This is a genomic window from Pseudomonas sp. IC_126 (assembly GCF_004331835.1).
In the GTDB taxonomy this organism is placed as follows: Bacteria; Pseudomonadota; Gammaproteobacteria; order Pseudomonadales; family Pseudomonadaceae; genus Stutzerimonas.
Map to the genome: position 1 here is coordinate 279072 of NZ_SJSS01000004.1, position 23629 is coordinate 302700.

General features: G+C 59.5%; 19 protein-coding genes and 2 tRNA genes. 2 read left to right on the top strand and 19 right to left on the bottom strand.

Translation table 11 applies throughout. The features are described 5' to 3' along the window. Positions 1-23: 23 nt before the first annotated feature. The 11 genes from infB to rlmE all read right to left on the bottom strand — a co-directional run bounded on the left by infB (position 24) and on the right by rlmE (position 11086). Positions 24-2510: a translation initiation factor IF-2 gene (infB, locus tag E0D86_RS14675; RefSeq protein WP_131650781.1), complete on the bottom strand. Its 2487-nt coding sequence runs from the start codon at positions 2508-2510 to the stop codon at positions 24-26. 29 nt (positions 2511-2539) lie between these two features. After that, positions 2540-4021: a transcription termination factor NusA gene (nusA, locus tag E0D86_RS14680; protein ID WP_131650782.1), complete on the bottom strand. Its 1482-nt coding sequence runs from the start codon at positions 4019-4021 to the stop codon at positions 2540-2542. A gap of 48 nt (positions 4022-4069) precedes the next feature. Then, the gene (gene rimP / locus E0D86_RS14685; protein WP_131650783.1) at positions 4070-4528 is read right to left on the bottom strand and encodes a ribosome maturation factor RimP; all 459 of its coding nucleotides are present in this window, start codon (positions 4526-4528) and stop codon (positions 4070-4072) included. Positions 4529-4656: 128 nt separating this feature from the next. Beyond that, positions 4657-4733 (bottom strand) — tRNA-Met (locus E0D86_RS14690). 92 nt (positions 4734-4825) lie between these two features. Beyond that, a tRNA-Leu gene (locus E0D86_RS14695) sits at positions 4826-4911 on the bottom strand. Positions 4912-4918: 7 nt separating this feature from the next. Continuing rightward, positions 4919-5302 carry a preprotein translocase subunit SecG gene (secG, locus tag E0D86_RS14700; RefSeq protein WP_131650784.1) on the bottom strand — a complete coding sequence of 128 codons (384 nt, stop codon included), beginning with the start codon at positions 5300-5302 and terminating at the stop codon, positions 4919-4921. 4 nt (positions 5303-5306) lie between these two features. Continuing rightward, positions 5307-6062, bottom strand: coding sequence for a triose-phosphate isomerase (tpiA, locus tag E0D86_RS14705; protein ID WP_131650785.1), 756 nt, complete (start codon positions 6060-6062; stop codon positions 5307-5309). 66 nt (positions 6063-6128) lie between these two features. Then, entirely contained in the window at positions 6129-7466 is a 1338-nt protein-coding gene (gene glmM, locus E0D86_RS14710) for a phosphoglucosamine mutase (protein WP_131650952.1), read from the bottom strand. Between the two features lie 10 nt (positions 7467-7476). Next, entirely contained in the window at positions 7477-8328 is an 852-nt protein-coding gene (gene folP / locus E0D86_RS14715) for a dihydropteroate synthase (protein ID WP_131650786.1), read from the bottom strand. Between the two features lie 13 nt (positions 8329-8341). Beyond that, positions 8342-10252 carry an ATP-dependent zinc metalloprotease FtsH gene (gene ftsH / locus E0D86_RS14720; protein WP_131650787.1) on the bottom strand — a complete coding sequence of 637 codons (1911 nt, stop codon included), beginning with the start codon at positions 10250-10252 and terminating at the stop codon, positions 8342-8344. A gap of 207 nt (positions 10253-10459) precedes the next feature. Continuing rightward, on the bottom strand, positions 10460-11086 hold the full coding sequence (rlmE, locus tag E0D86_RS14725) for a 23S rRNA (uridine(2552)-2'-O)-methyltransferase RlmE (protein ID WP_131650788.1): 627 nt from the start codon (positions 11084-11086) through the stop codon (positions 10460-10462). Positions 11087-11168: 82 nt separating this feature from the next. On the opposite strand from rlmE, the gene E0D86_RS14730 reads away from it, so the two are divergent. Next, positions 11169-11480, top strand: a complete 312-nt coding sequence (locus E0D86_RS14730) for a YhbY family RNA-binding protein (RefSeq protein WP_131650789.1) — start codon at positions 11169-11171, stop codon at positions 11478-11480. Between the two features lie 27 nt (positions 11481-11507). Here the strand turns inward: E0D86_RS14730 and E0D86_RS14735 are convergent, their stop codons facing one another. From E0D86_RS14735 to grpE, 8 genes are all read right to left on the bottom strand, one after another. Beyond that, positions 11508-11906, bottom strand: a complete 399-nt coding sequence (locus tag E0D86_RS14735) for a DUF4149 domain-containing protein (protein WP_131650790.1) — start codon at positions 11904-11906, stop codon at positions 11508-11510. Between the two features lie 10 nt (positions 11907-11916). Continuing rightward, positions 11917-12393, bottom strand: coding sequence for a transcription elongation factor GreA (gene greA, locus E0D86_RS14740; RefSeq protein WP_131650791.1), 477 nt, complete (start codon positions 12391-12393; stop codon positions 11917-11919). Continuing rightward, complete coding sequence (gene carB / locus E0D86_RS14745; RefSeq protein WP_131650792.1) at positions 12390-15611, bottom strand: carbamoyl-phosphate synthase large subunit; 3222 nt, start codon at positions 15609-15611, stop codon at positions 12390-12392. Before carB ends, greA begins: the two co-directional genes overlap by 4 nt. Before the next feature lie 35 nt (positions 15612-15646). Continuing rightward, positions 15647-16795 (bottom strand): glutamine-hydrolyzing carbamoyl-phosphate synthase small subunit, encoded by a 1149-nt coding sequence (gene carA / locus E0D86_RS14750; RefSeq protein WP_131650793.1) that lies wholly within the window; start codon positions 16793-16795, stop codon positions 15647-15649. A gap of 178 nt (positions 16796-16973) precedes the next feature. Beyond that, positions 16974-17780, bottom strand: coding sequence for a 4-hydroxy-tetrahydrodipicolinate reductase (gene dapB, locus E0D86_RS14755; RefSeq protein ID WP_131650794.1), 807 nt, complete (start codon positions 17778-17780; stop codon positions 16974-16976). A gap of 84 nt (positions 17781-17864) precedes the next feature. After that, complete coding sequence (dnaJ, locus tag E0D86_RS14760) at positions 17865-18992, bottom strand: molecular chaperone DnaJ (RefSeq protein WP_131650795.1); 1128 nt, start codon at positions 18990-18992, stop codon at positions 17865-17867. Between the two features lie 120 nt (positions 18993-19112). Further along, positions 19113-21026, bottom strand: coding sequence for a molecular chaperone DnaK (gene dnaK / locus E0D86_RS14765; RefSeq protein WP_131650796.1), 1914 nt, complete (start codon positions 21024-21026; stop codon positions 19113-19115). Between the two features lie 99 nt (positions 21027-21125). Further along, positions 21126-21695 (bottom strand): nucleotide exchange factor GrpE, encoded by a 570-nt coding sequence (gene grpE, locus E0D86_RS14770; protein WP_131650797.1) that lies wholly within the window; start codon positions 21693-21695, stop codon positions 21126-21128. 253 nt (positions 21696-21948) lie between these two features. Here grpE and recN point away from each other — a divergent pair, with 253 nt between their 5' ends. Continuing rightward, positions 21949-23622: a DNA repair protein RecN gene (gene recN / locus E0D86_RS14775; RefSeq protein ID WP_131650798.1), complete on the top strand. Its 1674-nt coding sequence runs from the start codon at positions 21949-21951 to the stop codon at positions 23620-23622. Positions 23623-23629 lie beyond the last annotated feature (7 nt).

Sequence of the window (23629 nt, forward strand, 5' to 3'; positions counted from 1 at the left end):
CCAGCTTCAAGCTAGCGTTTTGCTTAGAGCGAACGCGCCACTTCGACCTTCTCGAACACTTCGATCTTGTCACCAGCCTTGACGTCGTTGTAGCTCTTGACCCCGATACCGCACTCCATACCGGCGCGCACTTCGGCGACGTCATCCTTGAAGCGACGCAGGGATTCCAGCTCGCCTTCGAAGATGACCACGTCGTCGCGCAGAACGCGGATCGGACGATTGCGGTGGACCATGCCTTCGATGACCATGCAGCCTGCGACGGCGCCAAACTTCGGCGAACGGAATACATCGCGAACTTCAGCGATGCCGAGGATGTTCTCCCGAACGTCACTGCCAAGCATGCCGGTCAGGGCTTTCTTGACGTCTTCGATGATGTCGTAGATCACGTTGTAGTAACGCAGATCCAGACCTTCCTGCTCGACGATCTTGCGGGCACCGGCATCAGCGCGAACGTTGAAACCGAACAATACGGCATTGGAAGCCAGGGCCAGGTTGGCGTCGCTTTCGGTGATACCACCGACACCGCCACCGATCACGCGAACCTGCACTTCGTCGTTGCCCAGACCGCTGAGCGATCCTTGCAGCGCTTCGAGTGAGCCACGTACGTCGGACTTGAGGACGATGTTGAGCGTCTTCTTCTCTTCCTGCCCCATGTTCTCGAAGATGTTTTCCAGCTTGCCGGCGTGAGCGCGAGCCAGTTTCACTTCGCGGAACTTGCCCTGACGGAACAGGGCCACTTCACGTGCCTTCTTCTCGTCTGCCAGCACGCTGAGCTCGTCACCTGCGTCTGGCGTACCGTCGAGACCAAGAATCTCGACCGGAATCGACGGGCCGGCTTCCTTGATCGGCTTACCATTCTCGTCGAGCATGGCGCGAATACGACCGAAGTTCGAGCCAACCAGCGCCATGTCACCCTGACGCAGCGTGCCGTCCTGTACTAGAACCGTAGCGACCGGGCCACGTCCTTTGTCCAGACGCGATTCGACCACAACGCCACGCCCCGGAGCGGACGGAGTTGCCGTCAGTTCGAGAATCTCGGCCTGTAGCAGAACGGCCTCGAGCAGGTCGTCGACGCCGGTACCCATCTTGGCGGAAACCGACACGAATGGCGTATCACCGCCCCACTCTTCGGAAGTCACTTCATGAACGGACAACTCGCTACGGATCCGATCGAGGTCGGCACCCGGCTTATCGATCTTGTTCACAGCCACGACCAGCGGAACACCCGCGGCCTTGGCATGCTGAATCGCTTCGATCGTCTGCGGCATCACGCCGTCATCGGCAGCGACCACGAGGATAACGATGTCTGTCGCCTGCGCACCACGAGCACGCATCGCGGTAAACGCAGCGTGACCGGGCGTATCGAGGAAGGTGACCATGCCACGCTCGGTTTCCACGTGATAGGCGCCGATGTGCTGAGTGATGCCTCCCGCCTCACCAGCCGCTACCTTGGCGCGACGAATATAGTCGAGCAACGAGGTTTTACCATGGTCGACGTGGCCCATTACGGTCACGACCGGCGCACGGGTGATCGCTTCGCCTTCGAATTTCAACAGTTCAGCCAATTGCTCTTCCAGGGCGTTGTCGCTGACCAGCTTGACCTTGTGGCCCAACTCCTCGGCGATCAGCTGAGCAGTTTCCTGATCCAGCACCTGGTTGATGGTCACCGGGCTGCCCATCTTGAACATGAACTTGATGACTTCAGCCGCCTTGACCGACATCTGCTGTGCCAGATCACCGACAGTAATGGTCTCGCCAATGGCAACTTCACGAACGATCGGGCCAGTCGGGCTCTGGAAACCATGCGCGTTGCGCTTCTTCAGCTTCGACTTGCCGCGACCACCGCGACGGAAGCCGTCCGCATCGTCTTCGCCGCTACGGACGGTACGCGACAGTGGCGCTTTGGCCTTCAGCGAAGGGCGATGCTGCGCCTGTTTACGATCACGACGCTCATCATCGTCGCTCCGGGCCTTGTCGGTGCGACGCGGCTCATCCTTCTTGCGCTCTTCGACCGGGACGGCCGGAGCGGGCTCAGGAGTAACTGCCGCAACCGGTGCCTCGACTGGTGCAGAAACTGCTGCTTGCGCCGCTGCTTCCGCTTGGAGGCGAGCCTCTTCCTCGGCGCGCAGGCGCTCTTCCTCGGCAGCCTTCTGACGAGCCGCCTCTTCAGCGGCACGCTGCTCTTCCAGCTCGCGCTGCTTCTCGGCCTCGATTTCGTCGGCGCTACGCTTGACGAAGGTTTTCTTCTTGCGAACTTCAACGCTGATGGTTTTGCTACCACCCACTTTCAGTTTGGTGGTGGTCTTGCGCTGCAACGTAATCTTGCGCGGCTCATCCACCTTGGCGCCGTGGCTGCTCTTCAAGTGCGCCAACAGCGCTTGCTTTTCGTTATCGGTCACTACTTGCTCGGCGCTGGTGTGCGACAGTCCTGCCTCACGCATCTGCTGCAGCAGTCGCTCGACCGGTGTGTCGACCACTTGGGCCAGTTCTTTCACCGTGACTTGCGTCATGCATTTCTCTCCTCAGGCCGCTAAATTACTTACTCGAACCAATGGGCTCGGGCGGCCATGATCAGCTTGCCGGCACGTTCTTGATCTATGCCGTCTATGTCGAGCAGGTCGTCAATCGACTGCTCGGCCAGGTCTTCGCGGGTGATGACACCCCGCATTGCCAACTCGACCGCCAGTTCCTTGTCCATGCCGTCCAGCTCGAGCAAATCCTCGGCCGGCTGGGCATCTGCCAGTTTTTCTTCCGTTGCGATCGCCTTGGTCAGCAAACGATCCTTGGCACGGGTTCGCAGCTCATTGACGATCTCTTCGTCGAAGCCTTCGATGCCGAGCATTTCCTCCATTGGGACGTAGGCAACCTCTTCGAGCGAAGTGAAGCCCTCCTCGACCAGTACCTGCGCGAGTTCCTCATCGACATCCAGCTCTTCGATGAAATTGCGCAGAATATCGCCAGTTTCAGCCTGCTGCTTATCCTGGATATCCGCCTCGGTCATCACGTTCAGCGTCCAGCTGGTCAGCTGACTGGCGAGGCGCACGTTCTGACCACCGCGACCGATGGCTTGAGCCAAATTATCCTCGCCGACGGCGATATCCATGGCGTGGGCATCTTCATCGACGATGATGGCAGCGACTTCCGCTGGCGCCATCGCGTTGATAACGAACTGGGCAGGATTCTCGTCCCAGAGCACGATATCGACGCGCTCGCCACCGATTTCGCCGGATACAGCCTGTACGCGCGAACCACGCATGCCGATACAAGCGCCTTGCGGATCGATACGCTTGTCCTTGGAGCGAACGGCAATCTTGGCGCGCGAGCCTGGATCACGCGAAGCGCCCATCACTTCGATCAGACCTTCTGCGATTTCCGGCACTTCGATACGGAACAGCTCAATCAGCATCTGCGGCGCGGTGCGGGACAGAATGAGCTGCGGACCGCGGTTTTCGGTACGGATTTCCTTGAGCAGCGCGCGAACGCGAGCGCCAACCCGGAAGGTTTCGCGAGCGATGATATCTTCGCGAGCCAACAACGCTTCGGCATTGTTGCCCAGGTCGACGATGACGCTGTCACGGGTAACCTTCTTCACCGTGCCGGAGATGATCTCGCCCAGGCGATCACGATAAGCCTCGACCACCTGCGCGCGCTCGGCTTCTCGTACCTTCTGCACGATGACCTGTTTGGCTGTCTGCGCAGCAATGCGGCCGAACTCAATCGACTCGATCTTCTCTTCCAGAACGTCACCGAGCTTGGCGTCGGCTTCACGCGCCTGCTGCATATCGACAGTCAGCTGATGCGCCGGATCGTCGAAATCCTCTTCCTCGACCACCGTCCAGCGGCGGAAGGTCTCGTAACTACCGTTCTGCCGATTGATCTCAACCCTTAGGTCCACCTCGTCTTCGAAGCGCTTCTTGGTAGCCGTGGCCAGAGCCAGCTCCAATGCCTCAAAAATCACACCGGCCGGTACGCCTTTTTCATTGGATACCGACTCCACAACCAGCAGTACTTCTTTGCTCATCGTACGCCTCGCCTTTCGCAATCCATTGGGGTCCGCGGGATCCGCGATTCACTCAAAACGGGGAATTATGTTGGTCTTGTCGATCATATCGATCGGCAACAGATACTCGTGATCATCTACCAGCACTACCACGTCCTGCTCTTCAACCCCGCGGAGAAGACCCTGGAAATTGCGCCGGCCCTCGAAGGGCGAGCGCAGCTTTATTTTGACCTGTTCGCCTACGTGCGCCGAGTACTGTTCAAGTGTGAACAACGGTCGATCCATACCAGGCGAGGACACTTCAAGCGTGTAATCGGAACTGATCGGATCCTCGACGTCGAGAATACCGCTCAGCTGGCGGCTGACCTTCTCGCAGTCATCGACAAGAATCCCATTGGAGTGATCGATATAGACCCTCAACAAGGAATGCCGACCCTGCGAAATGAACTCGATGCCCCAGCATTGATAGCCGAGCGCCTCGACCACCGGGGCCAACAAGGCCTGCAACTGTTCTAGCTTGCTCGACATCGAAGTCCCTCGCGCATGCTGTACAAATGAAAAATGGGCGAAACGCCCATCCCTTATGATCGCCTGTAGATGCCGGCGATCTGGCTTGAAGCTAATAAAAAGCCCCTCGACAGGGGCTTCTCATTAACTGGTTGCGGGGGCTGGATTTGAACCAACGACCTTCGGGTTATGAGCCCGACGAGCTACCAGACTGCTCCACCCCGCGTCAAACTGGGCACGAATTATACGACCGCATACAAAACAGGTCAACCCAAACACCTGAAAACAAGAAAGCCCGCATCTGCGGGCCTGCTTGTTTGGTACCGAGGAGGGGACTCGAACCCCTACAGCCTATGGCCACTACCACCTCAAGGTAGCGTGTCTACCAATTCCACCACCTCGGCAAAAACCTTACTGCTGCTCCTGAATCTGAGGCACATCATCTGCGCTAGGCGCGGACGGAGCAGATTCCAAGACCGGAACATCTTCAACCACTGGCTTGCTGACTGGAACTTCCAGCACCGCCGGATCCGGCAAACCTGCCTGCGACATCTGATCGGCCTGCTGCGTTGCAAAGAACGCCAACCCCAGACTCGTCACGAAAAAAACGCCGGCGAGTATAGCAGTAAAACGACTTAGAAAGGTAGAGGAACCTTGACTCCCGAAAACAGTTGCCGAAGCACCCGAACCGAAAGACGCACCAGCGTCCGCCCCCTTGCCCTGCTGCAGCAACACCAGCACAACCACACCAATGGCAACCAGCAGATGCACCACAATCACAACAGTCTGCAACATCTGATCAGTTCCCTGCGGCACGACAGATCGCGCCGAAATCATTCGCTTTCAGAGAGGCACCACCGATAAGCCCCCCATCAATATCCGCCATCTCGAAAAGCTCGAAAGCGTTCTCCGCCTTCACACTGCCGCCATAGAGAAGACGCACGCCATCAGCGATACGTTGATCCTCCAGCGCCAGCTGCCCTCGAATGGCCGCATGCACTTCCTGAGCCTGCTGCGGAGTCGCCGTGAGCCCGGAACCTATCGCCCACACCGGCTCATATGCCACAACTGCTTGCTCGAAAGCAGAGATACCGGCATCAGTTATTATTCGAGCCAACTGACGCCCTACCACTTCTAACGTCTGTCCGGCCTGACGCTGTTCAAGCGTCTCTCCCAGACAAAGCACCGGAGTCATCCCACACTCCAATGCCGCTGCGAATTTTCTACTTACCACATCGTCGCTCTCGCCCATTATCAGGCGTCGCTCAGAATGGCCAACCAGCACCCACTTGCATCCCACATCAGCCAACTGCGATGCGGATTCCTCACCGGTAAAGGCACCGAAGCCAGCCTGCGCTGCGCAATCCTGGGCACCTACCGCGATCGCCTTGCCATCCAGATCGCTAACTACCTGCGCCAAATGCAGACAGCTTGGAAATACCACTACTTCTACTTCGGCAGGCATATCCTGCTGACGAAGCGCATCGATCAGCTCTGCGACGCTGGCGCGGGTACCGTTCATCTTCCAGTTACCAGCTACCAGTGGGCGACGCATGCTTTACCTCGTCGGTCAAAGTGGGCGCAGATGGTACTCAACGGCAACACACCTGGCAAGCGGGAATCATGCACAAACTTCAGCAACCACTTTGGCTAGCTCCTCGGCGTAGTTGCGAACCTGTTTTTCGTCGTCGCCTTCGACCATCACGCGCACCAAAGGCTCGGTCCCGGATTTGCGCAACAATACACGCCCCCGACCAGCCATTCGCTCGGTGACACTGTCACAGACGGCCTGAACCTGGGGGTGCGAGATCGGATCTCGATCACCTGCGAAACGCACGTTAATCAGGACCTGCGGACACTTGTTCCAGGCCAGCCGCTCTTGCGCCAGATTTTGCCCGCGCCTCCTCAGAGCAAGCACGACCTGAAGCGCTGCGATGATGGCATCTCCGGTGGACACATGCTGCGCGCAGACAATGTGCCCTGAGTTTTCCCCGCCGAGCACCCAGTTACGCTCTAGCATTTCCGCCATTACATAACGGTCGCCAACCTTCGCTCGTACGAAGGGAATGTCGCGCGTCTTCAGTGCTAGCTCGAGGCCCAGGTTACTCATCAGGGTGCCAACAACCCCGCCCGCCAGGCACTCGCGCTCTTGCAAGTCGGTGGCGATGATGTAGAGCAACTCGTCCCCATCCACCTGCGCACCAGTGTGGTCGACCATCATCACTCGGTCGCCGTCACCATCGAAGGCGATACCGAGATCCGCGCCGTGCTCGACCACAGCTTTCTGCAATTGTGCGATGTGAGTCGATCCAACGTCGGCGTTGATATTCAGCCCGTCGGGCTGGGCAGCGATCACCACCACTTCCGATCCAAGCTCACGAAAGACGCTAGGAGCCACCTTGTAGGTCGCGCCGTGGGCGCAATCGAGCACGATCTTCATGCCGGAGAAGTCGGTACTGGTGGGAACGCTGCTCTTGCAGAACTCGATGTAGCGACCAGCAGCATCGTTGATGCGCGATGCTTTGCCGAGCTGAGCGGACTCCACGACTGTCATTGGCGTATCGAGCAACTCTTCTATCATCAACTCAACCTCATCCGGCAACTTGGTACCCCGTCCAGAGAAGAACTTGATGCCGTTGTCGTGGTGAGGATTGTGCGAGGCGCTAATCACGATACCCGCGTCAGCGTGGAAGGTACGAGTCAGATAAGCGACCGCGGGTGTCGGCATTGGACCGAGCAGCAGCACGTCGGCACCTGCCGCGGAAAGCCCGGCCTGCAACGCCGATTCGAACATGTATCCAGATATGCGGGTGTCCTTGCCAATCAGGATGCGGCACTTGCCTTGCTTGCGAAACGCCATCCCGGCCGCCCACCCCAGCCTGAGCATAAAGTCCGGGGTGATTGGAAATTGCCCCACATGGCCGCGTATGCCGTCAGTTCCAAAATACTTTCTAGCCATGACTAAATTCCTATTCCGCCGCTTGCACGGCGGCAACCATTCGAACCACATCAATCGTTTCGGCAACGTCATGCACACGCAGGATGCAGGCCCCCTTCGCTACTGCGAGCGCGGCAAGCCCCAGGCTTCCATAGAGACGATGCGCCACATCACGACCGAGCGTCTGTCCAATCATGCTCTTTCGCGAGATACCAACTAGCAACGGCCGTCCCAACTCGTGAAGCTGCTCCATATGCTTAAACAGACTGAGATTATGCGAAAGGGTCTTCGCGAAGCCAAACCCGGGATCGAGCACGATCCGCTCCACAGGAATGCCCGAGCCAATACAAACTTCCATGCGCTCGCGCAGGAAGCCCAACACGTCGGCCGCGACATCGTCGTAGCGCGGATCGATCTGCATGTTGGCCGGCTCGCCCCGCATGTGCATCAAGCACACCGGAAGACCACTATCGGCCGCTGCGTCCAGTGCGCCGTCGCGGGAAAGCGAACGAACGTCATTGATCAGACCAGCGCCAAGACGTGCACTCTCGCGAATCACTGCCGGCGTCGAGGTATCCACCGAGATGACCACGTCGAGCTCGCGCGATATCGCTTCGACCACCGGCGCCACACGTTCCAGCTCCTCTAACGGCGAAACGACACGTGCACCCGGGCGCGTCGACTCCCCGCCAATATCAACCAGTGTCGCACCGGCAGACACCATCGCATCAGCGTGACGCAACGCCGCATTGACGCCGACATGCCGGCCTCCGTCAGAGAACGAGTCAGGCGTGACGTTGAGGATGCCCATGACATGTGGACGCGATAAATCAAGAACCCGGCTGCCACAAGACAGCCGGGTTGGGTGCAACATTTCAGTCATTTAAAAGCCTTAGCTAGTGCTCGCCAGCGGGGCCACCGATTGGAGCCTGCGGGCGATCGCCTTCAGGCTGAACGGGCGTTCCCGTTGGCCCTGAACCGTCCTGCCAATCGCGAGGCTCGCGCGGGGTCCGCCCCGCCATGATGTCGTCGATCTGGTCGGAGTCGATGGTTTCGTATTTCATCAGCGTCTCGGCCATCACATCGAGCTTGTCGCGGTTGTCAGCCAGAATCTGCCTGGCCGTGTCATAGCAGTGATCGATGATGCTGCGTACCTCAAGGTCGATCAGCTTGGCTGTATCCCCGGAAACATTGGTGTGCTGACTGCCGGCACTGCGCCCAAGGAATACTTCGCCTTCTTCTTCGGCGTACATCAGAGGACCGAGCTTTTCGGATAAGCCCCACTTGGTGACCATGTTACGGGCCAGCTGGGTAGCGCGCATGATGTCATTCGATGCACCGGTCGTAACACCATCGAAGCCAAGCGTCATCTCCTCGGCGATACGACCACCGAACAAGGAGCAGATCTGACTGATCAAAGCACGCTTGGACAAGCTGTAGCGGTCCTCCTCGGGAAGGAACATCGTGACGCCAAGCGCCCGACCACGAGGAATGATTGAAACCTTGTAAACCGGATCATGCTCAGGAACGACGCGCCCAACAATGGCGTGACCCGCCTCGTGATAGGCAGTATTGAGGCGCTCCTTCTCAGACATGACCATGGATTTGCGCTCGGCGCCCATCATGATCTTGTCCTTCGCCAACTCGAATTCTTTCATTTCAACCAGGCGCTTACCAGCGCGCGCGGCGAACAGCGAGGCTTCGTTGACCAAGTTGGCCAAATCGGCACCCGAGAAGCCAGGAGTACCACGAGCGATCAACGCCGGCTCGACACTGTCGCCGAGCGGAACCTTGCGCATATGAACTTTAAGAATCTGTTCGCGACCACGAATATCGGGCAATCCAACCACCACTTGGCGGTCAAAACGACCAGGGCGCAGCAATGCCGGATCGAGTACGTCAGGACGGTTGGTTGCAGCAATGACGATGATGCCGTCGTTCATTTCAAAGCCGTCCATCTCGACCAGCAGCTGGTTGAGCGTCTGCTCGCGCTCATCATGACCACCACCCAGACCTGCGCCACGGTGACGACCGACGGCATCGATTTCATCGATGAAGATGATGCACGGCGCGTGCTTCTTGGCCTGCTCGAACATGTCGCGCACACGGCTCGCGCCCACACCGACGAACATTTCGACGAAGTCGGAACCGGAGATGGTGAAGAACGGAACCTTGGCCTCGCCAGCGACCGCCTTGGCCAGCAATGTCTTACCGGTACCTGGCGACCCCACCATCAACACACCGCGCGGAATACGGCCACCAAGGCGCTGGAACTTGCCTGGATCGCGCAGGAACTCGACAAGCTCGGTTACTTCTTCCTTAGCCTCGTCGCAGCCGGCGACGTCGGCAAAAGTGGTCTTGACCTGGTCTTCGGACAGCAGGCGCGCCTTGCTCTTGCCGAAGCTCATCGGCCCGCCCTTGCCGCCCGCTCCGCCCTGCATCTGACGCATGAAGAACATGAAAACCGCGATGATTACCAAGATCGGGAAACTAGCGACCAGCAACTGCGTCCAGATGCTCTGCTGCTCCGGCTGTTTGCCTTCGATCACCACATTGTTATTGATCAGATCGCCAATCAGACCGTTGTCCTGAATTGCCGGACGAATCGTCTTGAAGGTTTCACCATCACTGCGTTTGCCGGTAATGACGAAGCCGTCGACGGTCACGCGCTCCACCCCACCTTCCTTCACCTGCTCGATGAAATCAGAATAATTGAGCGTCTGGGGCTCGGTCGGGCTGGAAAAGTTGTTCATCACCGTCACCAGGACAGCGGCAATGATCAACCACAGAATCAGGTTTTTTGCCATGTCGTTCAATTCACTACCCTCTAGAGCGAGCTCGTTGTCGAGAGCCCGCATGACGGCCGATGGTTCGCTCTCGGCCTAACTTACTACACAACGTTACTGAACGGGCAGCTTGGTCTGTAACCCGATATGAAACATGCTAGCCCGTAATCCTGCAGTTGGCGCCAGCCGGAATCGCTATCAGACCACTGGAGCAGGGGCTCCGAGGGACTACTCCTCGCCACGATAGCCACGCGCCAACAAATACTGTTCGCGTGAGCGATCCCGTGAAGATAGAGGCTTGCGCATCTGCACCTTGTCGAAGTTCTGCCGCACGTCCTTCAGGTAGGCATCGAAACCCTCTCCCTGAAAGATCTTGATCAAAAAATCGCCACCGGGGCGCAATACACGCATCGCCAAATCCAATGCCAGCTCGCAGAGAAACATCGCGCGCGCCTGGTCAGCTACTTTCACCCCACTCATATTGGGGGCCATATCCGAAATCACAAGGTCGACTTGCGTATCACCGATGGCCTGGAGAATTTCTGCGAAGACTTCCTCCTCGGTAAAGTCCCCGAGCACGAAGGTCACATCGGCAATGCTGTCCATCGGCAGGATGTCAGAGGCTATCAGGCGGCCGCGGTCACCGATGACACGACTGGTGACCTGAGACCATCCTCCCGGAGCCGCCCCCAGATCGACCACCGTCATGCCCGGGCGCAGAATCCGGTCCTTTTCCTGGATTTCGAGCAATTTGTAGCTAGCCCGTGAACGATAGCCATCGCGCTGCGCCATCTTCACATAGGGGTCATCGAAATGCTCTTTCAGCCAACGCGGGCTGGTCTTGGAACGTGCCAAGCTGATACCTCATCTGTGCGGCTCAGGACGTGTCAGTTACACTAGCCGCCGTTTTCAAGAGTTCTGACGCAAGGGTCGAATTATGCCGCTCACCAACGAGCAGAAGAAACAGTACAAATCTATCGGCCATCATTTGAAGCCGGTTTTGATCGTGTCCGAGAACGGCCTGACCGAAGGCGTGCAGGCCGAACTGGAGCGCGCTTTGAACGATCACGAGCTGATCAAGGTACAGCTGCGAATCACCGAGCGCGACGATCGCCATGCGGTAATGGAAGAACTCTGCAAGATCGGCAGCTGCGAACTGGTTCAATCCATCGGCAAGATGGCATTGGTCTACCGGAAGAATCCGAAAGTAAACAAGCAACTATCGAATGTGCATCGCTTTCAGGGCTGAACCGCTTTCGCCTTCAGCGCCTTTAGCCTATCGCTCCCGTCCGGGAGCGACCTGCAGCACCAGCATCAGCCCGCACAACCCCATTACCAAATAGCTGAAAACCAACCAGTACGCTGATTCAATGACGCCTGCGCGCACGACGAAGTGGCTCGCCGCAAGCAGCAATACGGTCAACAACAATTGACCACGCACATCTCGCCAAAGACTGCGAAAGCCTTCGGACTGGATTAATACAATTGCCTGCAGCCCGACACAGAACGCAGCAAAGCCCACCAGCAGTGGCCGAAGGCTGGATGCAATCTCTTCGATCAATAGCGGCGCCAGGCCAATTTTTGCCAGCGCCGGCAACACCACGAATTGCAGTAACCAAAGGCCGCCGACCCAGAACGTCTGGGCCAGCTGCCAGCTGATCACCCCGGCGCGCATTGATTGGCGGTCAGATATGGCGAACCTCGACGATCTCGTATTCCACCACACCGCTAGGCGTCTTAACTGCCACCACATCGCCCTCTTCCTTGCCCACCAGGGCACGGGCGATGGGCGAGCTGACAGATAGTTTGCCGCGCTTGATGTCGGACTCATCGTCACCAACGATCTGGTACGTCACGGTTTCATCCGTTTCGACGTTGGCAATGTCAACGGTGGTGCCGAAAATTACCTTGCCTGTATGAGGGATGCTGGCGATGTCGATGACCTGAGCATTCTGCAAACGGCCCTCGATGTCACGGACACGCGCCTCGACCATACCCTGCTGCTCCCGAGCGGCATGGTATTCGGCGTTTTCCTTGAGATCTCCCAACTCACGCGCTTCGGCGATGGCCTGGGTAATCTGCGGACGCAGCTCGGTTTTCAGATGTTTGAGTTCCTCTTCCAGGGCTCGCGCACCCTGGACAGTCATAGGGTATTTAGTCATGCCTTGATTCCTGCGTGGAGGTCTTGCAAGCGGCGCACGGATTTCTCGGGACCGAACCTGAGCGCCTCACAGATCGCCTGGCCACCTGCGAGCGTGGTGGTGCAGCAGATCTTGTGTTGCAGAGCATTACGGCGAATCGAGTAGGAGTCAGCAATGGACTGACGCCCCTCGGTGGTGTTGATGATCAGGGTGACTTCGTCATTCTTGATCATGTCGACGACATGCGGGCGCCCCTCGGTCACCTTGTTCACCCGGCGCACTGGCAGTCCGGCAGCTTCGATGATCTTGGCGGTGCCGGCCGTACCAACCACCTCGAAACCGAGCTCGATCAGATCGCGCGCGACCTGAGCCACGTGGGGCTTGTCGTCGTCACGCACGCTGATAAACGCGCAGCCGCTGTTCGGCAGAATCTCGCTCGCGCCCAGCTGCGCCTTGGCGAAGGCTTCGGCGAAGTTGTCACCAACGCCCATTACCTCACCGGTGGACTTCATTTCCGGACCAAGGATCGGGTCGACGCCCGGGAACTTGGCGAACGGGAACACCGCCTCCTTGACGCTATAGAAGTTGGGAATGATCTCTTCGGTCAGTCCAACTTCTTCCAGCGTTTTGCCCGCCATGACACGCGCGGCAATCATCGCCAACGACACACCGATGCACTTGGAGACGAAGGGAACGGTACGCGATGCACGCGGGTTCACTTCGATGACGAAGATATCCTCGCCCTGAACCGCCATCTGCACGTTCATCAGACCGACAACCCCGAGCTCCAGAGCCATTTTCTTGACCTGATCGCGGATCTCGTCCTGGATATGTGCCGGCAGCGAATACGGCGGCAACGAGCAAGCCGAGTCACCGGAGTGCACACCCGCCTGTTCGATGTGCTGCATGATCGCCCCGATCACCACATGCTCGCCGTCGCACACCGCGTCGATATCGACCTCGATAGCGCAATTGAGGAAATGGTCGAGCAACACTGGGCTGTCATTGGAGACCTTCACCGCTTCGCGCATGTAGCGACGCAGCTCTTCTTCTTGGTAGACGATTTCCATCGCACGCCCGCCAAGCACGTAGGACGGACGCACCACCAGCGGGTAGCCAATGACCTTAGATGCGGCCAGCGCCTCTTCTTCACTACGCGCAGTCGCGTTTGGCGGCTGGCGCAGATTGAGGCGCTCGACCATCTGCTGGAAGCGCTCGCGATCTTCGGCACGGTCGATGGCGTCAGGGCTAGTACCGATGATCGGCACACCAGCTTCTTCCAGCGCACGAGCCAATTTCAGTGGGGTTTGGCCACCGTACTGAACGATCACGCCCTTGGGCTGCTCGACGCGGACGATTTCCAGCACGTCTTCCAGCGTCACCGGCTCGAAGTACAGACGATCCGATGTGTCGTAATCGGTCGAGACGGTTTCCGGATTGCAGTTGACCATGATGGTCTCGTAACCGTCGTCGCGCATCGCCAGCGCCGCGTGTACGCAGCAATAGTCGAATTCGATGCCTTGGCCGATACGGTTAGGCCCACCGCCGAGAATCATGATCTTGTCGCGGCTCGACGGATTGGCTTCGCACTCTTCCTCGTAGGTCGAGTACATGTAGGCGGTGTCAGTGGCGAACTCAGCCGAACAGGTATCGACGCGCTTGTAGACCGGCAACACCTTTAGCTTCTGGCGATGGTTGCGCAGGTTCTTCTCGGTCACGCCAAGCAGCTTCGCCAGACGCGCATCGGAAAAACCTTTGCGCTTGAGCTTGTACATCACATCGCGGTCGATGCTGGACAGGCCCATGGTCTTGATGCGTTCTTCATCCTTGATCAGATCTTCGATCTGCACCAGGAACCATTCGTCGATCCGGGTCAGATCGAACACTTCCTCGACCGACTTGCCGGCGCGGAAAGCGTCGCCCAGATACCAGATGCGATCAGCACCAGGCACAGTGAGCTCACGCTTGAGTGTGCTCTCGCTTTCCGGGTCGGCCAAATCCAGCTTCGGATCGAAGCCAGAAACACCAACCTCCAGACCGCGCAGCGCTTTCTGTACCGACTCCTGGAAGGTACGACCGATGGCCATGACCTCACCGACGGATTTCATCTGAGTGGTCAGGCGAGCGTCAGCCTTGGGGAATTTCTCGAAGGCAAAACGCGGGATCTTGGTAACGACGTAGTCGATCGCCGGCTCGAAGGACGCCGGGGTGCGACCGCCGGTGATGTCATTCGACAGTTCGTCGAGGGTGTAACCTACCGCCAGCTTGGCGGCGATCTTGGCGATCGGGAAGCCCGTGGCCTTGGAGGCCAGCGCCGAGGAGCGCGACACGCGCGGGTTCATCTCGATAACGACCATGCGGCCGGTGTTCGGGCAGATGCCGAACTGCACGTTGGAGCCGCCGGTTTCCACTCCAATCTCGCGCAGCACCGCCAGGGAGGCGTTGCGCATGATCTGGTATTCCTTGTCGGTGAGGGTCTGCGCCGGGGCGACGGTGATGGAGTCACCTGTGTGTACACCCATCGGGTCGAAGTTCTCGATGGCGCAGACGATGATGCAGTTGTCCTTCTTGTCGCGGACCACCTCCATCTCGTATTCCTTCCAGCCGATCAGGGACTCGTCGATCAGCAGCTCGCTGGTCGGCGACAGGTCGAGACCGCGGGCGCAGATTTCTTCGAACTCTTCGCGGTTGTAGGCGATGCCGCCACCGGTGCCACCCATGGTGAACGATGGACGGATGATGCAAGGGAAGCCGACTTTGTCGAGCACACCGTAAGCTTCGTCCATGTTGTGCGCGATGCCGGAAACCGGGCATGCCAGGCCGATGTTCTTCATCGCCTTGTCGAAGCGCGAGCGATCTTCAGCCTTGTCGATGGTATCGGCGTTGGCGCCGATCATCTCGACACCGAACTTTTCAAGCACGCCATGCTTTTCCAGATCCAGCGCGCAGTTCAGCGCGGTCTGGCCGCCCATGGTCGGCAGCAGCGCGTCGGGACGTTCTTTCTCGATGATCTTGGCCACGGTGGCCCACTTGATCGGCTCGATGTAGGTGGCGTCGGCCATGGCCGGATCGGTCATGATGGTGGCTGGATTGGAGTTCACCAGAATGACGCGGAAACCTTCCTCGCGCAGTGCCTTGCAGGCCTGGGCGCCGGAATAGTCGAACTCACAGGCCTGGCCGATGACGATGGGGCCAGCGCCGAGGATCAGGATGCTTTTGATATCTGTACGTTTTGGCATGGTCTACTCTCGAATCCTTTGGTCAGTCGGCAGGCTTAACGGCGCTTGGCCATGGCTTCGATGAATCGGTCGAATAGCGGCGCTACGTCATGCGGGCCCGGGCTGGCCTCGGGGTGACCCTGGAAGCTGAAGGCCACCTTGTCGGTGCGCTCGATGCCTTGCAAGGTGCCGTCGAATAGCGACTTGTGCGTGGCGCGCAGGTTGCTTGGCAGACTGGCTTCGTCTACGGCAAAACCGTGGTTCTGGCTGGTGATCATCACCACGCCCGTGTCCAGGTCCTGCACCGGGTGGTTGGCACCGTGGTGACCATTGGGCATCTTCACCGTGGTCGCGCCGGAAGCCAGCGCCAGCAGCTGATGGCCCAGGCAGATGCCGAGTATCGGTGTATCGGTTTCCAGGATCTCCTGGATGGCCTTGATGGCGTAATCGCACGGCGCCGGATCGCCCGGACCGTTAGCCAGCAGGATACCGTCGGGATTCAGCGCTAGCGCTTCGCTGGCAGGCGTCTGCGCTGGCAGGACGGTCAGACGGCATCCACGCGCAACCATCATGCGCAGGATGTTGTATTTCACCCCGTAATCGTAGACCACCACGTGGTACGGCAGCTCGCTGGCCGGAGTTTCCGCGTGCTGGTCGTTTTCCAGGCACCACACGCTGGAGCGCCATTCGTAGCGTTCCTTTACGCTGACTTCCTTGGCCAGGTCCATGCCCTTGAGGCCTGGAAAGCTTCGCGCCAGCTCTAACGCCTTCTCTTCGGTCGCATCTTCACCCGCCAAGATGCAGCCATCCTGAGCGCCCTTCTCGCGCAGGATACGGGTCAGGCGGCGCGTGTCGATCCCGGCGATGGCGACGGTGCCGTTCTCCTTGAGATAGTCGGATAGCGACTGCTGGTTGCGCCAGTTGCTGGCCAACAAAGGCAAGTCGCGAATGACCAGGCCGGCGGCCCAGACCTTCCAGGATTCGGCATCGCCAGGGTTGGTCCCGGTATTACCCACATGCGGGTAAGTCAAGGTCACGATCTGCTTGGCGTAGGACGGGTCGGTGAGGATTTCCTGATAGCCGGTCATGGCGGTGTTGAACACCACCTCGCCGATGGTCTGACCATCGGCGCCGATGGATTCGCCGCGAAAAATGCTGCCATCGGCAAGGGCCAGAATGGCTGGCGTAGGGGCTGGCTTAGTCAAGAGACCTCCCAAAGATCAAGGCTGAAGCAGGCGCAGATTGTAAAAAAGCGGGATGACGTGTGAAGGTCATCCCGCTTTTTATTGGAGTCATTCTGCGCAACTTTTAGTGGACACACTAAAGCGGGAAGCTTACAGAAAACCCCTCTTGCGGTCCAGCCGCAATCCACCCGACGGCGAATCAGCGCAAGCCAAGCACGTCCTGCATGTCGTATAGCCCAGCCGGCTTTTGATCCAGCCACAAAGCTGCGCGTACCGCGCCCTTGGCGAAAGTCATGCGACTGGAGGCCTTGTGAGTGATTTCGACCCGCTCGCCTTCGGCAGCGAACAGCACGGTATGGTCGCCCACCACATCACCGGCACGCACCGTGGCGAAGCCGATGGTGTCCCGCTCGCGCGCGCCGGTTTGGCCTTCGCGCCCATAGACCGCGACCTTGCGCAGATCGCGCCCCAGCGCCTCGGCGACCACCTCACCCATGCGCAGCGCAGTGCCGGATGGCGCATCGACCTTGTGCCGGTGATGCGCCTCGATGATCTCGATGTCAGCCTCGTCGCCCAACACACGGGCCGCAGTATCGAGCAGCTTCAGACAGAGGTTGACCCCAACGCTGAAATTGGCGGCAAAGACAATGGGAATATCCTTCGCAGCGGCAGCCAGGCGTTCTTTTTCAGCGTCGGAAAAACCGGTCGTACCGATCACCATCGCCTTGCCGGCACGCCGGCACACGTCCAGATTCTTCAAGGTGACCGAAGGGTGGGTAAAGTCGATCAGCACGTCGAACTCATCTGCCACCTTGGCCACGTCACCAATCAGCGGCACCCCCAGACGCCCGATCGCCGCCAGCTCGCCGGCATCGGCGCCGACCAGCGTACTATCAGGCCGATCGATCGCCGCGGTAAGTCCGGCGGCGCCAGCGGTCTGCTGCACCGCTTCGATCAGGGTCTTGCCCATGCGCCCAGCGGCGCCCATCACTGCAATACGTCGCATAACAAAGCTCCAAGCTGGAAAGCCTGAAGCTGAAAGCTGCTCCGGCGCGCTTCAGGCTTCCGGTTTCAAGCTTCCAGCTTCCGCTCAGACATCGCCGAAAAAGCGCTTCACACCTTCGAACCAGCCGCTGGCCTTGGGCGAATGAGAGGTGTCGCCCTGCAGCGTGCCGCGGAATTCCTCGAGCATTTCGCGCTGGCGCTTGCTCAGGTTAACCGGTGTTTCCACCGCAACCCGGCACAGCAGGTCGCCCGCCGCACCACCGCGCACCGGCGCCACACCCTTGCCACGCAAGCGGAACTGCTTGCCGGTCTGGGTGCCCTCGGGGATCTTCAACTTGACGCGACCATCCAAGGTTGGCACTTCCAGTTCACCGCCCAGCGCCGCGTCAGCAAAACTGATCGGCACTTCGCAATACAGATGCTTGCCGTCGCGCTGGAAGATCGCGTGCTCTCGCACGTTGACCACCACGTATAGATCACCCGCCGGGCCACCTTGAGTTCCGGCCTCGCCCTCGCCGGTCAGGCGAATGCGGTCACCCGTATCGACACCCGCCGGCACCTTCACCGACAGCGTCTTTTGCTCTTCAACACGCCCCTGGCCATGACAGCTGCCACAAGGGTCGGAGATCATCTTGCCGCTGCCATGACAGCGCGGGCAGGTTTGCTGAACGGAGAAGAAGCCCTGCTGCATGCGGACCTGACCGATGCCACCGCAAGTAGTGCAAGTAACCGGACTGGTGCCCTTCTTGGCGCCGGAGCCATCGCAGGTCTTGCACTCGGCAAGCGTCGGCACACGAATGGTCACGGTGGTGCCGCGCACGGCCTCTTCCAAATCCAGCTCGAGGGTGTAACGCAAATCGCTGCCGCGCTGCGCACCACCACGGGAGCTGCCGCGGGCACCAGTAAAGAAATCGCTGAACACGTCGCCGAAAATGTCGGAGAAATTGGCGCCGCCATAGGCTGCACCCGCGCCGGCTCCCATCTGCGGATCGACACCGGCGTGGCCGTACTGATCGTAGGCCTGGCGCTTGCTGGCGTCCGAAAGCACTTCATAAGCCTCGTTGGCTTCCTTGAAGCTCTCCTCGGCCGCCTTATCCCCTGGGTTGCGATCGGGGTGGTGCTTCATGGCGAGACGACGGTAAGCCTTTTTCAGCTCCGCCTCGCTGGCGCCACGCTCGACGCCCAGCACTTCGTAATAATCACGTTTGGCCATAAATTTCCTGAACCTTCAAATTCGTACCCTCCAAACACGCCGACGCGGGAGCAAGCCCCCGCGCAGCGATCTGGCCCGCCCGAACGCAGTCGGGACGGACTGGAGCGGAGTAAGCCAGGCTTACTTGTTGTCCTTGACCTCTTCGAACTCGGCATCGACCACGTCGTCACCAGGCTGCGCATTGTCACCGGCCGGCTGGCCTTCGCCACCCTGAGGCTGTTCGGCATACATTTTCTGCGCCAGGGGTGTAGAGGCCTGGGACACCGCCGCGATTTTCGCCTCGATCTCGGCCTTGTCGTCACCCTTGATAGCAACTTCCAACTCGGCAAGGGCCTTCTCGATGCTGGCCTTGTCTTCCTCGGTGGCCTTGTCGCCAGCCTCGGTGATCATCTTGCGAGTCGCATGGACCAACTGGTCACCCTGATTGCGCGCACCGGCCAGCTCTTCGAACTTGCGGTCTTCCTCGGCGTTGGCCTCGGCGTCGCGCACCATCTGCTCGATTTCTTCCTCGGACAGACCGGAGTTGGCCTTGATCACGATGGACTGATGCTTGCCGGTGGCCTTGTCCTTGGCGGACACGTGCAGGATGCCGTTGGCGTCGATGTCGAAGGTGACTTCGATCTGCGGCATGCCGCGCGGTGCCGGCGGGATCTCGGCCAGGTCGAAACGACCCAGTGACTTGTTGCCGCTGGCCTGCTTGCGCTCGCCCTGCAGCACGTGGATGGTCACGGCGCTCTGGTTGTCATCGGCAGTGGAGAACACCTGCGACTTCTTGGTCGGGATGGTGGTGTTCTTCTCGATCAGCGCGGTCATCACGCCACCCATGGTTTCGATACCCAGGGTCAGCGGGGACACGTCCAGCAGCAGCACGTCCTTGACGTCACCGGCCAGTACCGCGCCCTGAATGGCAGCGCCCATGGCAACGGCCTCGTCCGGGTTGACGTCTTTGCGCGCGTCCTTACCGAAGAACTCTGCAACCTTCTGCTGCACCAACGGCATGCGGGTCTGACCGCCGACCAGGATCACATCGTCGATCTTCGATACATCGATACCGGCATCCTTCAGCGCGATGCGGCAAGGTTCGATGGTGCGCTGCACCAGATCCTCGACCAGCGCTTCGAGCTTGGCGCGGGAAATCTTCACGTTCAGGTGCTTCGGACCACTCGCATCGGCAGTGATGTACGGCAGGTTGACGTCGGTCTGCTGGCTGGAGGACAGCTCGATCTTGGCCTTCTCAGCAGCTTCCTTCAGGCGCTGCATGGCCAGCGGGTCGCCCTTGAGGTTCATGCCGCTTTCTTTCTTGAACTCGTCGACGAGGTAGTCGATTAGACGGATGTCGAAGTCCTCACCACCGAGGAAGGTGTCGCCGTTAGTGGCCAACACTTCGAACTGGTGCTCGCCATCGACTTCAGCGATCTCGATCACCGATACGTCGAAGGTACCGCCACCCAGGTCGTAGACGATCACGGTGTGGTCGCCCTTGGCCTTGTCCATGCCGTAAGCCAGTGCTGCCGCTGTCGGCTCGTTGATGATGCGCTTGACGTCCAGACCAGCGATGCGACCGGCATCCTTGGTGGCCTGGCGCTGGCTGTCGTTGAAGTAGGCCGGTACGGTAATCACCGCTTCAGTGACCGGCTCGCCGAGATAGTCTTCGGCAGTCTTCTTCATCTTCTTGAGGATTTCCGCAGAAATCTGCGGCGGCGCCATTTTCTGACCGTTCACTTCCACCCAGGCGTCGCTGTTGTCAGCCTTGACGATCTTGTACGGGACCATCTGAATATCTTTCTGCACGACTTCTTCATCGAAGCGGCGGCCGATCAGACGCTTCACTGCGTACAGGGTGTTGTGCGGGTTGGTCACGGCCTGACGCTTGGCAGACTGGCCGACCAGGATCTCGCCGTCGTTTGCATACGCGATGATCGACGGCGTGGTACGACCGCCTTCAGCGTTCTCGATGACCTTGGCCTTGCCGTTTTCCAGAATAGAGACGCAGGAGTTGGTGGTCCCCAGGTCGATACCGATGATTTTGCCCATTTATCTATCTCCGAAATCTTGGATGAAATCCGCGCCTGTTTACCGGCTGCGGGTAACACAAAAACGCTTGGCTACCAGATGGGGGTCCGCAGCCGAAATTCAAGCCTTCTCGTCGATCGAAGGCGGGGTTTGCGCCGGCGCCTTGCTGACGACGACCATTGCCGGGCGCAACAGGCGGCCATTGAGCAGATAGCCCTTCTGGAAGACCTTGAGCACGCTGCCAGGCTCAGCGTGGGTGCTTTCTTCCATTGCCATGGCTTGATGATGCTCGGGATTGAAGGGCTCGCCTTGCGGGTCGAGCTGCGTCAGCTGATGGCGTGCCAGTGTGTCGAGTAGCAGTTTGAGCGTCAGCTCGAGACCTTCACGCACGGCCTTGACGGCCTCTTCATCTGGGCTCGACAGCTCGAGGCCGCGCTCCAGACTGTCAGCCACCGCCAGCAGATCACCCGAGAATTTTTCCAGTGCGAACTTGTGCGCTTTCTCCACGTCCTGCTCGGCGCGGCGGCGAATGTTCTGCAACTCGGCGGCAACCCGCAGAGACTGGTCCTGCGCCGCCGCCAGCTGCTCCTCGAGCGAATGCACGCGCGCAGCCAGATCCTCGGTCACCTCGGCTTGCAATTCCTCGCTCTCTTCAGGGTTCTGGTTGTCCAGGTTCTGCTCGTCGGCCATGCGATCCTCCTCATCAAAACGTCAGCGGGCTGTCGAACCCGCGCTTGTGCCGCTATATGGGGGCACGGAATCCTGGTTCAAGGGGCGGCCAGCAAGCTAAACGCATGAGCGGCTCGAGCTGCATCGAGATGCTTTACCTTTGTATTCCCTCTCGAGCTTGCAGCTTACGGCTCGTCACTGCTTTTTCTTCCTGCTTGAAGCCGCCTCAAAAACTACTGTATAAATAGCCAGCCACGCTTTCGGGAGCCCTGCCATGCTGGTTCATCTGTCCGTCCATAATTTCGCCATCGTCGAACACCTCGATCTCGAACTGCAGCGCGGCATGAGCGTGATCAGCGGGGAAACCGGCGCCGGCAAGTCGATCATGCTCGATGCCCTCGGGCTTACCTTGGGAGATCGCGCCGACAGCAGTGCGGTGCGCATCGGCGCGGACAAGGCCGACATCCTTGCTAGTTTCGATCTGGACGACATACCCGATGCGCGTGCCTGGCTCGCCGAGCGCGACCTGGACAATGACGGCCCATGCATCCTGCGCCGCGTCATCACCGCCGAAGGCCGCTCGCGGGGCTACATCAACGGCACCCCCTGCCCGCAGGGCGACCTCAAGGCACTCGGCGAGCTGCTGATCGATATCCACAGCCAGCACGAACACCAGTCGCTGCTGAAAACCGATACCCACCGGCGCCTGCTCGACGAATACAGCTGCAGCCAGGAACTCGCGCGCCAGGTACAGCTGGCCGCACAGCGCTGGCGCCAGACCCGCCAGACACTCGAACGCCTGAGCAATAGCAGCGACGAGCAGCGCGCACGCCATCAGCTCCTCAGCTATCAGTTGGAAGAGCTGGAAAATCTCGCCCTTGGCGAAGGTGAACTGGGACAACTGGAACAGGAGCACAAGAACCTGGCCAATGCCGAACAGCTACTCGGCGCCTGCCGCCAGGTCATGGACATGTGCAGCGAAAGCGATGCCGGTAATGTGCTGTCGGCACTGACCGGCAGCCTGCAACGCCTGTCCGCTTTCCAGAACCAGCCCGGCGCACTGGCTGAAGCGGTGAACCTGTTGGCCAGCGCGCAGATCCAGGTCGAGGAAGCCATGAGCGAACTGAATCGTTTCGTCGATCATTTCGATGCCGACCCCGAGCGCCAGCAGACACTGGAAGAAAGGCTGGACAACATCTATACCCTGGCACGCAAGCACCGCGTACAACCAAGCGAACTGCCCCCCTTGCAGCAGCGCCTGCTGGAAGAACTCGAAAGCCTGAACGCTGATGACGAAGCGCTGGAGCGCCTGAGCGAGGAGATGGCCGCCTACAGCCGGCATTATCAGGACAAGGCATCCGAGCTGAGCAACGCTCGCCGGCAAGCAGCCGAGACGCTCGCATCTTCGGTGGAGACGGAAATCCAGCGCCTAGGTATGCCGGGTGGCAAGTTCAGCGTCGTGCTCAAGCCCTGCACTGAAGGCGAGCACCCTCCATACGGGCTGGAACAGGTGGAGTTCCTCGTCAGCGCCAACCCTGGCCAGCCACTGCGTCCACTGGCGAAGGTTGCTTCCGGCGGCGAGCTGTCGCGAATTAGCCTCGCGATCCAGGTGATCACCGCGCAGACTTCACGCGTACCGACACTGGTGTTCGACGAAGTCGATGTTGGCATTGGCGGCCCTACCGCTGAAGTGGTAGGTCAACTGCTGCGCCGCCTCGGCGAACAGGGACAGGTGCTGACCGTTACCCATTTGCCCCAAGTTGCTGCCCAGGGGCATCACCACCTGTTCGTGCACAAAGCACGCGGCCAGAACGAGACCCATACGGCGGTCGCCGTGCTACAGGAAGGCGAGCGCGTCGAGGAGATTGCACGCATGCTCGGCGGGGTCGACCTGACCGAACAAGCGCTGGCCCACGCCCGCCAGATGATCAGCTCAGTCCAGGTGTAAACGGCCA